Origin of the sequence: Burkholderia sp. Leaf177 (assembly GCF_001424345.1) — a bacterium.
Lineage (GTDB): Bacteria > Pseudomonadota > Gammaproteobacteria > Burkholderiales > Burkholderiaceae > Caballeronia.
The window spans coordinates 355,286-369,227 of the sequence record NZ_LMPF01000020.1 but is presented as its reverse complement, the minus strand read 5'-3'; the positions used below and the strand labels follow the sequence as shown (position 1 = coordinate 369,227).

14 protein-coding genes and 1 pseudogene are annotated in these 13,942 nt (G+C 58.3%); 5 read left to right on the top strand and 10 right to left on the bottom strand.

Annotated features, from left to right (window positions below; genetic code table 11):
- Positions 1 to 3 precede the first annotated feature (3 nt).
- Complete coding sequence (gene ada, locus ASG35_RS15325; protein WP_056358742.1) at positions 4 to 1,104, bottom strand: bifunctional DNA-binding transcriptional regulator/O6-methylguanine-DNA methyltransferase Ada; 1,101 nt, start codon at positions 1,102 to 1,104, stop codon at positions 4 to 6.
- Between the two features lie 342 nt (positions 1,105 to 1,446).
- Here ada and ASG35_RS15320 point away from each other — a divergent pair, with 342 nt between their 5' ends.
- Positions 1,447 to 1,854 (top strand): VOC family protein, encoded by a 408-nt coding sequence (locus tag ASG35_RS15320; RefSeq protein ID WP_056358739.1) that lies wholly within the window; start codon positions 1,447 to 1,449, stop codon positions 1,852 to 1,854.
- A 14-nt stretch (positions 1,855 to 1,868) separates the two neighbouring features.
- On the opposite strand, the gene ASG35_RS15315 is transcribed toward ASG35_RS15320, so the two are convergent.
- Together ASG35_RS15315 and sap1 are read right to left on the bottom strand one after the other, a co-directional pair.
- Complete coding sequence (locus ASG35_RS15315) at positions 1,869 to 2,420, bottom strand: YaeQ family protein (RefSeq protein ID WP_056358735.1); 552 nt, start codon at positions 2,418 to 2,420, stop codon at positions 1,869 to 1,871.
- Positions 2,421 to 2,669: 249 nt separating this feature from the next.
- Positions 2,670 to 3,014 carry a surface attachment protein Sap1 gene (gene sap1, locus ASG35_RS30785; RefSeq protein ID WP_082508401.1) on the bottom strand — a complete coding sequence of 115 codons (345 nt, stop codon included), beginning with the start codon at positions 3,012 to 3,014 and terminating at the stop codon, positions 2,670 to 2,672.
- Positions 3,015 to 3,533: 519 nt separating this feature from the next.
- Here sap1 and ASG35_RS15310 point away from each other — a divergent pair.
- Complete coding sequence (locus ASG35_RS15310) at positions 3,534 to 4,160, top strand: LysE family translocator (protein WP_056358733.1); 627 nt, start codon at positions 3,534 to 3,536, stop codon at positions 4,158 to 4,160.
- A gap of 71 nt (positions 4,161 to 4,231) precedes the next feature.
- On the opposite strand, the gene ASG35_RS15305 is transcribed toward ASG35_RS15310, so the two are convergent.
- From ASG35_RS15305 to mnmE, 3 genes are all read right to left on the bottom strand, one after another.
- The gene (locus ASG35_RS15305) at positions 4,232 to 4,636 is read right to left on the bottom strand and encodes a hypothetical protein (RefSeq protein WP_056358730.1); all 405 of its coding nucleotides are present in this window, start codon (positions 4,634 to 4,636) and stop codon (positions 4,232 to 4,234) included.
- Positions 4,633 to 5,319, bottom strand: a complete 687-nt coding sequence (locus ASG35_RS15300) for a hypothetical protein (protein WP_056358727.1) — start codon at positions 5,317 to 5,319, stop codon at positions 4,633 to 4,635. Before ASG35_RS15300 ends, ASG35_RS15305 begins: the two co-directional genes overlap by 4 nt.
- Positions 5,320 to 5,482: 163 nt before the next feature.
- Positions 5,483 to 6,871: a tRNA uridine-5-carboxymethylaminomethyl(34) synthesis GTPase MnmE gene (mnmE, locus tag ASG35_RS15295; protein WP_056358722.1), complete on the bottom strand. Its 1,389-nt coding sequence runs from the start codon at positions 6,869 to 6,871 to the stop codon at positions 5,483 to 5,485.
- A gap of 315 nt (positions 6,872 to 7,186) precedes the next feature.
- On the opposite strand from mnmE, the gene ASG35_RS15290 reads away from it, so the two are divergent.
- Positions 7,187 to 7,606, top strand: coding sequence for a hypothetical protein (locus ASG35_RS15290; protein WP_056358719.1), 420 nt, complete (start codon positions 7,187 to 7,189; stop codon positions 7,604 to 7,606).
- A gap of 79 nt (positions 7,607 to 7,685) precedes the next feature.
- Here ASG35_RS15290 and yidC read toward each other — a convergent pair whose 3' ends face one another.
- From yidC to rpmH, 4 genes and pseudogenes are all read right to left on the bottom strand, one after another.
- Positions 7,686 to 9,377 (bottom strand): membrane protein insertase YidC, encoded by a 1,692-nt coding sequence (gene yidC / locus ASG35_RS15285; RefSeq protein WP_056358716.1) that lies wholly within the window; start codon positions 9,375 to 9,377, stop codon positions 7,686 to 7,688.
- Positions 9,378 to 9,550: 173 nt separating this feature from the next.
- Positions 9,551 to 9,796: pseudogene (gene yidD, locus ASG35_RS32675) on the bottom strand (membrane protein insertion efficiency factor YidD); the annotation flags it as partial.
- Between the two features lie 53 nt (positions 9,797 to 9,849).
- Positions 9,850 to 10,302: a ribonuclease P protein component gene (rnpA, locus tag ASG35_RS15275; RefSeq protein WP_442854837.1), complete on the bottom strand. Its 453-nt coding sequence runs from the start codon at positions 10,300 to 10,302 to the stop codon at positions 9,850 to 9,852.
- Positions 10,303 to 10,427: 125 nt separating this feature from the next.
- A complete protein-coding gene (gene rpmH, locus ASG35_RS30775; RefSeq protein ID WP_006998755.1) occupies positions 10,428 to 10,562 on the bottom strand; it encodes a 50S ribosomal protein L34 in 135 nt (44 codons plus the stop codon).
- Positions 10,563 to 10,980: 418 nt separating this feature from the next.
- On the opposite strand from rpmH, the gene dnaA reads away from it, so the two are divergent.
- Both dnaA and dnaN read left to right on the top strand, forming a co-directional pair.
- Positions 10,981 to 12,552 (top strand): chromosomal replication initiator protein DnaA, encoded by a 1,572-nt coding sequence (gene dnaA / locus ASG35_RS15270; RefSeq protein WP_056358713.1) that lies wholly within the window; start codon positions 10,981 to 10,983, stop codon positions 12,550 to 12,552.
- A 271-nt stretch (positions 12,553 to 12,823) separates the two neighbouring features.
- Positions 12,824 to 13,930, top strand: a complete 1,107-nt coding sequence (gene dnaN / locus ASG35_RS15265) for a DNA polymerase III subunit beta (protein ID WP_056358711.1) — start codon at positions 12,824 to 12,826, stop codon at positions 13,928 to 13,930.
- Positions 13,931 to 13,942 lie beyond the last annotated feature (12 nt).

The window sequence follows — 13,942 nt, the reverse complement described above, 5'->3', positions numbered from 1 at the left end:
CAATCAGGACGTCTCCGCCGTCTCGCGCGCGGCCTCGTCGCGATGCTCCTTTTCCGCCGATAACAACGCCACCTTGCGCGCCGTTCCCCATCGATACCCCGCGAGCGCTCCGCCCTTATGCACCACGCGATGACACGGAATCGCGAGCGCCACCGGATTCGATGCACACGCGCTCGCCACCGCCCTCACCGCGCGCGGCGATCCAACGGCTTCAGCGATATCGCTGTAACTGCGCGTCTGTCCGTAAGGAATCCGCCGCAGCGCGTCCCACACGCGTTGCTGGAACGCGGTTGCGCTGATATCGAGCGGCAGCTCGAAGTGCGCGCGCGTGCCGCGCAAATAGGCATCGATTTGTTCGATAAACGGCGCCAGTCTTGCCCGATCCTCGATGCGCTCGGCTTCCGACAATTCCAGCGCGAGATCGGCTTCGAGCGCCGCGGGGTTATCGCCGAACGCAATCTTGCAGATTCCTTTGCCGGTTGCGGCCACGAGCACGGTGCCGAGCGCCGACTGCGCGGTGGCGAAATGCACGACCAGCCCCGCGCCCTTGCGTCGATAAACCGATGGCGTCATGCCGAGTTCGGCGGGCGCGGCGCCATACATGCGCGATGTCGAGCCGAACCCGGCGTCCAGGGTGGCGCGGGTCACATCGTTGCCGCGCTGGAGGGCGCCGCGCAGTGCGTCGGCGCGCCGGGCCGCCTGATATTGTCTCGGCGACACACCCACAACCCGCGAAAACAGCCGTTGCAAGTGAAACGGGCTGACATGCACGGCGGCGCTGAGCTGAGCGAGCGTCAAGCGCTCTTGCGGATCGGCATCGAGCACTTTGCACGCACGCTCGACGATCGCCAGTTCCCGCGACAAACCGCCCGGCTGGCACCGCTTGCACGCCCGATAACCAGCCGCTTCGGCTTGCTCGATATTCTCGAAGAACTCGACGTTCTCGCGGCGCGGCGGCCGCGACGCGCACGATGGCCGGCAAAAAACGCCGGTTGTGCGCACGGCGTAAAAGAATGCGCCATCGGCGCTGGAATCGCGGCTGGACATGGCGTTCCAGCGCGATTCGGCATCGATGAACGCGGCAGTGTTTTGATTGGCTTTCATCACATTCCTCACTAGGCGAAGGGTACGTGATTACTGTACTGACGGGCGCTTTACGGGTCGCGCCGGTTCTTGCGCTGTCATTCGGCGACCGTTCGCGAATGGACGACCGCGTAGGCAAATGACGCGCAGATGCGACACTTCGGCACCATAGGGGTTTTTACTACGATAAGTGTTGCAACGTACGAACCCACTGTGTAATATTGGAACTGTCTCCTCCATGTCTCCTCCTGATATGGATTCAGCCCGCTCCGCAACGAGTGGGCTTTTTTTCGTCCGTACCTTTCGCGCTGACGGTTGCGTCAGGCAGAATTTCCGAACGATCAGAGATATCGGAGATATTCGATGCAAATCCCCATCCGCGAGATCGACCACGTCGTGATCCGGTGCGCAAACCTCGACGCCATGGTCAAGTTCTACGCCAACGTGCTCGGCTGTCCGGTCGAGAAAGAGCAGCGCGAACTTGGCCTGATCCAGATGCGCGCGGGGCGCTCGCTGATCGATTTGCTGGCGGTCGGCGCCAAAATCGACCGGCCGGAAAGCGGCACGCCGTGCGTGGGCAACAACATGGATCATGTGTGCTTGCGCGTGGATCCGTTCAATGCCGCCGCCCTGCGCGCGCATCTCGTGGAAAACGGCGTGCGCCTGGGCGAAGAAGCCCGTCGATACGGCGCGGAGGGTTTCGGCCCGTCGCTCTATTTCTTCGATCCGGAGGGCAATCTGATCGAATTGAAGGGACCGCCCGAGGCGTGAAAGCGCCGCCGGGATTAACGCGGCGCGCCTTTGAACACCGTCCAGTCGATCGCAACCGGATCCACGCTCGCGCTTCCGAGCGACGCCTCGCCATCCTGCACCGTGCATTGCAGGCGCATCGTCCGTTCGGCCAACGCGCCGAGCGCCGCGGCGACGCCATCGGTGAGTGACCAGACGGTCACGTTTTGCATCCGCTCGACTTTCGCCTTCACGCCTTGCCACCAGATTTCCGACGTCCGTCCGCCGTACGCAATCACGATGACCTTGTCGGCGCGCCCGCTCGCCTTCGCAATGCGCCGTTCTTCCGGTTGACCTACGTCGATCCATGTCTCGATCTGGCCCGTCAGGTCTTTTTGCCAGAGATCGGGTTCGTCGGTGTCTGAAAGACCTTTGGTGAATTCCAGCCGCTCGCTTGCAAATAGGGCGAAGGCGGCGACGCGCACCATCATCCGGTCGTCGGTTTCAGACGGATGCCGGGCAATGGTCAGCGCGTGATCGCCGTAGTAATGCCGATCCATGTCGGCGATTTGCAGTTCAGCTTTATAGATTGTGGATTTAAGGGCCATGCAACACCGAAAAGCCTCGGATGAGAGGCCGTAAAAGGGATTTGGTACAGATTTGGCAATGAACGCAGCCGATGGCGCGTGTGCCGACGCGTGATGATACCGAACGCGTACGCCGGTTGCGGAGAATAGCGTGAAGGGAACGTCGGGGCTGGAGGTTTGCGTCGCAACCGGCACAGGTTGTTGCCTGACGGTGTGCCTTAAACGCAATTCGGCGGCCAACGCCGCCGATTTATTTATCGCCTCAAAAGCTTATTGCTTGATAAATCGGTCTGCTGTCCATAAGCCTTGAGTATCGCTATTCGAAGCGTTGACGAATTCAACGTCATGTCCAACTACGCGCAGCACGCGAAAATGCGCATCTTCGGGAGTTGCCAGGCATTGAAACCCGGAGAAGAATTCTTGCATTTTCTGTTGCTCGCCGGCTTGGGCGTGTTGATCGGCGGAATCGAACTTATCCTTCGATAAACAACCGTACGAATTCGGCAAGAAACTGAATGTTTGTTGCGGCTGAATCACTTTGTCCTGAGCCTGGACTGATGCAATAGCTGATAACGCGTAGATCACCGCGGCACAAGCGACAGCGCTTTTTCTCATTTATAGCCTCCATGCAACTATCTCTAGGGATATAGCTATGTATTCAGCGGCTAATTATTAATTTGCAGCGTTTATCGTAGACCAGTATTTGTAAAGAGCAAGCACGAGATGTGTGCGACCGCAACATGACAGATTGCCGCATTTTCATTCGCAGTGCGCATTTAAAGCGCAGTGTTAATTGATGCGGTGCGATTCGATTTCCAATAAAAAATGCCCGGTTCGGTAGAACCGGGCATTAAACCTCACGAGTGAGGGAGGAGACACTTCGCATTACTGGACCCGATCGCTGGTCAAAGTCCGTTTCTCGTAGAGCATTTTGTGTGCCGATTCAGTCATGTCAGCTATAGAAGATCGATTCATCACATCAAAAGCCTTTGTTCTCAGCAACTTACACTTTTTGCACATTGCTTATGACCACGCGGGCGACAGCGAATAGGCATGCCACGCAGATTTTTTTGTACAAATTGTTGTCAGGAGCACAACGGCGTGGATTAATCGATGCTTCTTTCAGGAGCTCACATGACACTTGCCCAATGGCTGCCGTTCGCGATTGCATCGGCGATCCTCGTTGCAATACCCGGACCGACCGTGCTGCTCGTGGTGTCCTACGCACTCGGACATGGACGGAAATACGCGCTCGCGACGACCGCCGGCGTCGCCCTCGGTGACCTCACGTCGATGACAGCGTCCATGCTCGGGCTCGGCGTGCTGCTGGCGGCATCGGCGGAAACGTTCATGGTGGTCAAATGCATCGGCGCGGCTTATCTCGTTTATCTGGGTATCAAACTTTGGCGCGCGCCCGTGGTGGATACCGACGCGGTGCAAACGCCCGCCGAGTTGCGCACGGGACGGATCATCGCGCATGCGTACGCGGTAACGGTGCTGAACCCGAAGAGCATCATTTTCTTCGTGGCATTCCTGCCGCAATTCATCGATCCCCACGCGGCGAGCATCTCGCAAATCGCGATCATGGAAGCGACGTTCGTTGGCCTGGCGGCGGCAAATGCTTTTGGATACGCGATGCTGGCATCGGTCGCGCGTCGGGCGATCAGGCGTCCGAGCGTTCAACGCGGAGTGAACCGGACGGGCGGCGCATTGCTGATGAGCGCGGGGGTGTTTGCCGCGGTTTGGAAGAAGGCGGGGTAGGGAGAGGTCAGCGATTTGAGGTACGTTCGGCCGACCATTTTGATGAAGTTATCAAAATGGTCGGCCGATGACTACAAGGCGATCTGCTCGAATTTTCCTTTGCCCGAAAAATTGAACGGCACCTTGAACGCGGCTCCCCCTTTAATTCCCTCGGATTGCTCGATGATTCGCGGCCACCATCGCACAAGGTTGTGTGCTTTGTCCCAGAACGTATGGCTTGACCATCCTTTATTCAGAAAAAAGACGATCAGGCCGGCTCGTCGTAGCGCTTCGCGTTCCAAGCCTTTGTTCAACTTGTCGTGAGTACTGACCGACCAGCCCCCTTCTTTTGACAAGGCGCCGATCCAATCAGAGTCAGCGGTGTCCTGGGCGAATTTTTGTTTCAGATGACAAGCTTCATGCCCTTCAGGCTCACTCAACGCGTGCAATGCCTTAGCAAGCGCAGGAGGCAAATTGTTATCGACGAAAAACTTCACGCGGCGAGGCTTTCTTCGAAAATAATCGCAGCGTCCACTGCGGAGACAGGCACTTCGTAAAGCCTCGCGACGAGATTCTTGTTCCCCTCAGCGAGTACCGCGTCGTACAAGATATCTGTGCGAACAGCGCCTTCCGTAACAACTGGTTTTCCAAAGGCAACGCCCGGATCAAGCATTACGGCTTTGCTTCGATGCGCCGGGTACCAGCGCATCGCTAGCTGGTCCTGATCAAACTCGATGCCGTGGTAGAGAGAAGGTTCGATGACTTTCCGGAAAGCATATTGTCGTCGAACCAAATCGAGCAGTTCCGTCTCGCCCGTTTCCTCCATGGCAGAGGCAAAGATGGTGCGTCCATCGGTTTGGAATCGCCGAGCAGTAAACGGGTAAGGTGTTGCCAAGAGCTCACGAGCCATGCGACTCGCAAGACGGATGGTTTGGAGGCTTACGCCATGTTTGCGAAAAGCCTGAACAAATCGAATTTCGAGCAAGTCGTGGAAACTAATCCCGTCGATTTCGTCAGAAGCGAGCTCTGTTTCCCACAAAGGTGCCACTGATATGAGAGTTTCCTGAGCCTTGTCTCGGTAGGAATACCCATCCAGCCATCGACGAAGATCCCGAACGGGAATCTTTGTGAGCCTTGACGCTTCATGGAAGGTGTATAGACCGAGGCCTGTAAGCTTCATATCCCTGCTCCATAAAGTTGATGGGCCGTCCAATCCGGGCCGGAAAGAACTCGAATTCTATCGAATTTCGTAATCAATTATGTATGGCAATTTGTTCCCGATCTGGGCGACGTACGAAACGTTGCCGTCCATTGGGCATGACTGAATGTCGACCAGTGTCAGATCATTTCCCAATACAAAACCGGCTAAAAATCACACCCAGCAAGTCATCCGAACTGAACTCCCCGGTAATCGAATTCAACTGATCCTGTGCGAGCCTCAATTCCTCCGCGAACAGATCCAGCGCCTGGGAATTCTGCTCCGCATGATCCGCCGCCGTCTCAAGATGCTCGCGCGCCGCACGCAACGCAATTAAATGCCTTTCGCGCGCCAGATAGATACTTTCAGCACCCGCCTGCCACCCCGCGATCTTCAGCAATTCGTCGCGCAACAACGCGATTCCATCGCCCGTTTTCGCCGATAACCGGACCTCGCGGACCTCATCGCCGGCAATTGAAGCCGATGCCTCCACGCCCGCCAGATCCGCCTTGTTCAACCCGCGCACAACCGGCACGCCCTTAGGAAAACGCGCCGATATGGCGGCGTCATCGGCGCTCGGTTTTTCCCGTGCATCGAGCAGATGCAACACCACATCGGCGCGGCCAATTTCACTCCACGTTCTTTCGATACCAATGCGCTCGACCTCGTCCTGTGTCTCGCGCAGACCAGCGGTATCGATGACATGAATCGGAATGCCTTCTATCTGAATGGTCTGCGTGACCTTGTCGCGAGTCGTGCCGGCGATCGGCGTCACGATGGCCAGCTCTGCGCCCGCCAGCGCGTTCAGCAACGACGACTTGCCGACGTTCGGCTGCCCCGCCAGCACCACCGACATTCCCTCGCGCAACAGCGCGCCCTGGCGGGCATCGGCGAGCACTTTGTCGAGCAGCGCGCGAATGCGTGCGAGCTTGCCGCGGGCGTCGGCGGCTTCCAGGAAATCGATCTCTTCCTCCGGGAAATCGAGCGTCGCTTCGACCAGCATTCGCAACGTGATGACGTCTTCCACGAGCGCGTGGATTTGCCGGGAAAACGCGCCATCGAGCGAACGGCCGGCGGAACGCGCGGCCGCCTCGGTGCTTGCCTCGATCAGGTCGGCGACGGCTTCGGCTTGCGCAAGATCGAGCTTGTCGTTCAGGAATGCGCGGCGCGTGAACTCGCCCGGTTCGGCAAGACGCAGACTGAAGTCACGGCCAGCATCGATAGCACGCTGTAACAGCAGTTGCAGCACGATCGGACCGCCATGTCCCTGCAGTTCGAGCACATGTTCGCCGGTGTACGAATGCGGCGCGGGAAAATACATTGCAATGCCGCGATCGATTGCTTCACCGTTTGCATCGGCGAACGGCGCATAGGTCGCGTGACGCGCGTCGAGCACCTGGCCGCATAGCGCGTGCATGGCGTGCTTCGCGGCCGCTTCGCCCGCGCGCCCGAACGACAGCCGCACCACGCCGATACCGCCGCGACCCGGCGCAGTAGCGATCGCGACGATCGGATCGGAGTCGTGACTGGACATGATTTTCTCGATTGAAAACGGCAGTAAATGAGTCGCGGCATTGTAGCGCGGCGACTTGATTTCGCTTTGCTAAGCAACCATCCCAAGACAATTCTTAATCTATCTTATGTGAGCTATGATTGATTGGAGGATGAGCCGGAGGTGGGCATCGTTTCGGTGTACGCAAATCTTTCGGGCAGGCGTTTGCACGGATTGGCGAACGAACCCTGAAATTGTGATTGTTTTTCCCATGCACGATAAAAATGCGGAGCCTGCGCCATATCTAGCGCGGATGGTTGACTCGGCCAGTGCATTTGCCTCGCACAATCGCGACCTATGCCAACACCCCAAGAGAAAGCCGATTTTTCGGATCGGCTGAAATTTTCGATGACCCGCGCGCCCGAGAAGATGCGCGGCGCAACTGATCTCGCTTTGCATTTCAATTTGCGATACCACGGTGAACCCGTTTCGGCTCAGACAACACACAAGTGGCTGACCGCGCGTTCAATACCGACGGCTGACAAACTGGCCACGCTCGCGGCGTGGTTCAAGGTCGAGCAGCATTGGTTGCATTACGGTCCGCCGCCGAGCGGTAATCCACAAGGTGCGCCAAAGCCGATTGCCCACGATGAGAAATATCCCGCTTCGGAGGAGACGCTGGAACTTGCGTCGAAGATTGAAGCGCTTTCGCCTCATCATCGATATTTGCTCGAAGAGCTTGTCGACCAGTTTTATGGGCAGGGAGGGAAACGGTAAAGATTTTGAAGCGCATCGTAAACATAAAAACGCCCGGCAAGCCGGGCGTTTCTCATTTCGAACCATTCAGCTTGACGACTTAAGCCTTCGCCACTTTCTTCTGGCCCATCATCCGCGTGATGTAGTACTGCTGCGCGATCGACAACACGTTATTCACCACGTAGTACAAAACCAGCCCTGACGGGAAGAAGAAGAACATGACCGAGAACGCCAGCGGCATGAACATCATCATCTTGGCCTGAACCGGATCCGGCGGCGTGGGATTCAACCGCGTTTGCAGGAACATCGATACAGCCATCAGCACCGGCAGAATAAAGAACGGATCGGCTTGCGACAAATCGTGAATCCAGCCAATCCACGGCGCGCCGCGCATTTCCACCGACGAGAGCAATACCCAATACAGCGAAATAAACACCGGAATCTGCACCACGACCGGCAAACATCCGCCGAACGGATTCACCTTCTCGGTTTTATAAAGCGCCATTAGTTCCGCATTCATCTTCTGCGGATCGCCCTTATAACGCTCGCGGATCTGCGTCATGCGCGGCGTAATGGTCTTCATGCGCGCCATCGACTTGTAGCTCGCCGCCGACAACGGGAAGAACACGGCCTTGATCAGCAACGTGAGCAGGATAATTGCCCAGCCCCAGTTGCCAACATAGCTATGGATCTTTTCGAGCAGCCAGAACAGCGGCTTGGCGATGATCGTCACCATGCCGTAGTCCTTCACCAACTCCAGACCCGGCGCAATGCCTTCCAGCATCCGCTCTTCCTCAGGACCGGCGAAGAGACGCGCTTGCACGTCGATGGTCTGTCCCGGCGCAATGGTCTGCAGCGGCTGCTGCACGCCCACGCGATACAACGCCGGATCGATCTTCTGCACATAAATATCGCGCTTCACGCCCTGCTGCGGAATCCACGCCGACGCGAAGTAATGCTGCACCATCGCAATCCAACCGTTATCGGCGGACGGCGTAAACGTTGCCTTGTCCTTGTCGATATCGCTGAAATCGATCTTCTGGAAGTGATGCTGGTCCGAATAAACAGCCGGCCCAATAAACGTATGCGAGAAGCGCGGCGTTTCCACCGGTGAACTATCGCGCACGAGTTCCATATACAGACGCGGCGTGACCGGCGTGGTGCCGACGTTCTGCACCTTGGTATCGACGTTGATCACGTAACTACCGCGCGTGAACGTGTAGGTCTTGATGACCTTCACGCCACCTTTAACCGGCGACTCGAACGCGAGCGATAGCGTGTTGCCGTTGCCCATCGACGTCTGGCCGCCGGGAACTAGCGTGAAGACGTCGTTGTGGTTCGGGAAATCGCCGCCAAGCAGGCCCGTGCGCGCGAGGTACGTGTGCGTGGCCGTGTGATCGAAGAGCGTGATGTACAGGTCGGGCTGCTTGCCGTCGCCTTCTTTCACGAGCGAGAGCTTCGAGAGCGTGCCGCCGCGCGTGTCGATGTCGCCGGAATACACGTCCGTCGTGAACTTCACCAGTTGCGCGGCGTCGGCGGCCGGCGCGTTCGCGCCAGGAACCGCTGCGGCGCCTGGAGCCGCGGGCGAACCCGGAGCGCCGGCTGTGGCGGGCAGGTCAGAGGCGTGCGTGCCCGGCGTCGTGGTTCCCGGTGCTGCTGTGGCGGCCGTCTTGGTCGGGACGGCGCTCGGGAAGAACATCGACTGACGCCCATGGTCACGTTGCCAGTTGTCGAACAGCATGACAGCCGACATGAAAAAGATGACCCATAGGACGGTACGTTTAATATCCATGCGTTGTCTCAGTGTCGATCGAAGAGCGCGTTATTGGCGCCGTTTGGGTTTGAACTCACCGGATTGACCGTGTCCTTCTGTAAAGAGGGATCAGGCGGATTCGATGTGCTCGGGGCAGAGTCGTCGACCGGGCCGGCCGCTGACACGCCATCCTGCTGAACGCAGCCGGCGGCGGACGGGGGCACGGGGACCAGATCGATGCCGCCAGCCGAAAACGGATGGCAGCGGCACAGACGTTTTGCTGCGAGGAATGATCCACGCGCGGCGCCATGATACTGGATTGCTTCGCGCGCGTAGTCAGAACACGATGGGTAAAAGCGGCACCGGTTGCCGAGCATGGGGCTCACAGCGACCTTGTAAAAGCGCAATAAGGCGATCAACGCCGTTTTTGCCGATTTTTCAAACAGTGCCGTTTGCATGGATTTAGCACCAGGGACTTTGTCCGGCGGACCGGTTTTCCGTCTGGCGCTGCTCAAGAGCCCGCAGGCGTGGGTGGAACAGTAGGATCAGTGACAGCGGGTAGTGCACTTTGCTCCGTCATGCGTCGCGCGGCTTCGCGCACGGCACGATCGATCAAACCGTCGATTTCCTCGCGACACAACGTGCGCAGCGGCGGCGATTTCGCGCTCGGCATGGCCTTGCGGTCGATCTTCGAATGCATGCGCAGCAAAATGTCCCAACCGCCGAGCTCTGCGCGCCGAACTCTGAAAGCTTCGCGCGCGAGCCGCTTGATCAGATTACGCGTGACCGCGCGCGGCGCAAACTTTTTGCCGATAACCAGTCCAAGTCGCGCTTCATTGCCTGTCGGCTTGCCATACAGAACGAAATGCGGGGACCGGCGCCACGGGCGCAAACGAAAAACGGATGAATATTCATCCGTTTTCAGCAGCCTTGCGGCTTTGGGGAACGCGGCTCGTGCTTGCAACTGACCGATTTCCTGTCCGGAGCCCGCCGCACTGCGCGTCTCCTGCTCATCGCTCGTGTCAGGGCGAGTGCCGGTTGGCGCTGACGCTACCAATAGCGACCTCGGCGACCCGAACCCGGCGACCCTTAAACTGCCAGGCGCTTGCGGCCCTTTGCACGGCGAGCGTTGATGACCTTGCGGCCACCTGCGGTCTTCATGCGGACGCGAAAGCCGTGGGTACGCTTGCGGCGGGTTACGGAAGGTTGGTAAGTGCGTTTCATGTTGGTCTCACTTGGGTAAAAACGGACCGCGCGGCATGACGAAGCGACATAAAAATTGACGCACCGGCCGGTGGTACAGGAATTCGGGTTTTGCGGAACCCGCTATTTAAACCGTTTTCCTATTGACCGTCAATAGTTTAGGGTGCTTGGCGACCGTTTTCGAAAGAAGTCCACAGGTCAGTTGATCCGCTCTACCAGTTGGTCGGTCCCTGTGGATAACTCGCTTCGCGGTTGCATTTGGCGTTAGAATCTCCCCTCACTCCGACGTAACCGCATGTAGTCCCGGTCCGCTGTGCCGCCCGCAAATGCAGGCTGGACAAGGCTTCGGGACACGCTTCGCCTTCGGGTCCCGGCCCCGGGGCCGGGCAGCGCGCGGACGGCGGCTGGATTCGCGGGTAACCCTAAACGACTGCACTCGATGACAGATTTTTGGCAACACTGTTCCGCATTGCTGGAGCGCGAACTTACGCCACAGCAGTACGTCACGTGGATCAAACCGTTGGCTCTCGTCGATTTCGACGCCGATGCGAGCACGCTGCGCATAGCCGCGCCCAACCGCTTCAAGCTCGACTGGGTGAAAAGCCAGTTTTCGGGCCGTATCGCCGATCTGGCGCGGGAGTTCTGGAAGGCGCCCGTCGACATCCAGTTTGTCCTGGACCCGAAGGCCACCGCGCGTAAGGCGATGGGCGGCGCGCCGGCGCCATCGTCACCGGCACAGCCGCCGCGCGCTCAGGTTGAGACTTCGTCTTCCGACAGGCCGAATGGCGGTCACGCAAACGCCAGCGCTCATATCAATGCGCTCGCCGCCGAAGCCGCGCAGGACGCGCAATCGCGTCAACACAACGACCAGTCGGACAATGGCGACCTCGATCTGCCGAGCCTCGATGCCAACGAAGCCGCCGCTGCGCGCCGTACATGGCGGCCGGGCGGCACGACGTCGTCGAATGGAGAAAACGATTCGGCATACGAGCGCTCGAAGCTCAACCCCGTTCTCACGTTCGATAACTTCGTGACGGGTAAGGCGAACCAGCTGGCTCGCGCAGCCGCAATCCAGGTCGCCGATAACCCCGGCATTTCGTACAACCCGCTCTTTCTGTACGGCGGCGTGGGCCTGGGCAAGACGCACCTGATTCACGCCATCGGCAATCAGTTGTTGCAGGACAAGGCCGGCGCGCGCATCCGATACATCCACGCGGAGCAATACGTTTCGGACGTGGTGAAAGCCTATCAGCGAAAGGCTTTCGACGATTTCAAGCGTTATTACCATTCGCTCGATCTTCTGCTGATCGACGATATTCAGTTCTTCTCGGGCAAATCGCGTACGCAGGAAGAGTTTTTCTACGCGTTCGAGGCGCTGGTTGCGAACAAGGCGCAGGTGATCATCACCAGCGACACGTATCCGAAGGAGATTTCGGGTATCGATGATCGCCTGATTTCGCGCTTCGATTCGGGCCTTACAGTTGCGATCGAGCCGCCCGAACTCGAAATGCGCGTTGCCATCCTGATGCGCAAGGCGCAGTCGGAAGGCGTGAGTTTGTCCGAGGATGTGGCATTTTTTGTCGCAAAGCACTTGCGTTCGAACGTGCGTGAACTTGAAGGCGCGCTGCGCAAAATCCTCGCGTTTTCGCGGTTTCATGGACGCGAGATTTCGATCGAATTGACGAAAGAAGCGCTAAAAGACTTGCTGACGGTACAAAACCGGCAGATTTCAGTGGAAAACATCCAGAAAACGGCGGCGGACTTCTACAACATCAAGGTTGCCGACATGTACTCCAAGAAGCGGCCGGCGAACATTGCGCGGCCGCGTCAGATCGCGATGTATCTGGCGAAGGAATTGACGCAGAAAAGCCTGCCGGAAATCGGCGAATTATTCGGCGGACGCGATCACACCACCGTGCTCCACGCCGTGCGAAAAATCTCCGCCGAGCGTGGCACCGACGCCCAGTTGAACCACGAACTGCATGTGCTCGAGCAAACGCTCAAAGGCTAGTCGTACGACCCGGAAATCGCATCGAAAAACGGGCCTGTTTATTGACGAAATTGCCCCCATTTCCGGGGTTAGGGCAGGTTTTGAGGCACAATATGGGTTTGACCGTCCAGCGGCGCTGGGCGGCGTTTTGGCGCAAGCCGGGCACGTGCTGGCGGCAGTGACTGCAGGCACGTGACACGAGACCGTCCCGTAGCAATCCATGCGGTGGCAAGGCTTCCACGAAAGTGGTGGCAAGAGCGGCGGACGGCCGACATATCAACGAAGGAACTCTATGCAACTGGTCAAGACCGAACGAGATAATCTCCTAAGGCCGCTGCAAACCGTGAGCGGAATCGTCGAGCGCCGTCATACGTTGCCGATCCTCGCCAATTTGCTGATCACCAAGACTGGCGCCGGCGTGTCGTTCCTCTCGACCGATCTCGAACTTCAGATCACCACGCGTGCCGACTTCGGCACCGGTAGCGACCAGGTTGCGACCACCGTCGCCGCGCGCAAGCTGCTCGACATCCTGCGCGCCATGCCGCCGGGCGAAGTGTCGCTGGATCTCACCGACAAGAAGCTGACCGTGCGCTCCGGCAAAAGCCGCTTCGCGCTCCAGACGCTTGCTGCCGATGAGTTCCCGACCGTCAATCAGGCGACCGAATTCGGTGCGAGCCTCTCCGTTCCGCAAAAGACGTTCCGGCAATTGCTCGGCATGGTCCACTTCGCCATGGCGCAGCAGGACATTCGCTATTACCTGAACGGCATGCTGCTGGTGGTCGACGGCGACCAGTTGATGGCTGTTGCAACAGACGGTCACCGGCTTGCGTTTTCATCGATGAAAATTGAAGGCGGCACGTATGCGCGCCAGGAAGTCATCATTCCGCGCAAGACCATTCTGGAATTGCAGCGCTTGCTGGAAGACATCGACGACCCGCTCGTGATCGACATTGCCGCGAGCCAGGTCAAGTTCACGTTCGGCCAGGTCGAACTCGTGTCGAAGCTCGTGGAAGGCAAGTTTCCCGACTTCCAGCGCGTGATCCCGAAGTCGCACAAGAACACGTTCCTGATTGGCCGCGAAGAATTGCAGCGTTCGCTGCAGCGCGCCGCGATTTTGACATCGGACAAGTTCAAGGGCGTGCGTTGCCTGATCGAACCGGGCCAGTTGAAGATCATGTCGACCAACGCCGACCAGGAAGAGGCGCAGGAAGAGCTGGAAATCGCGTATCAGGGCGACAGCGTGGACATTGGTTTTAACGTCACGTATCTGCTCGACGTGCTCGCGAACCTGAAGATCGACATGCTGCAGGTGAGCCTTGGCGACGCAAGTTCGAGCGCGCTGATCACAATTCCCGAGAACGATGAATTCAAATATGTGGTGATGCCGATGCGCATCTGACGCGGCCAAAAC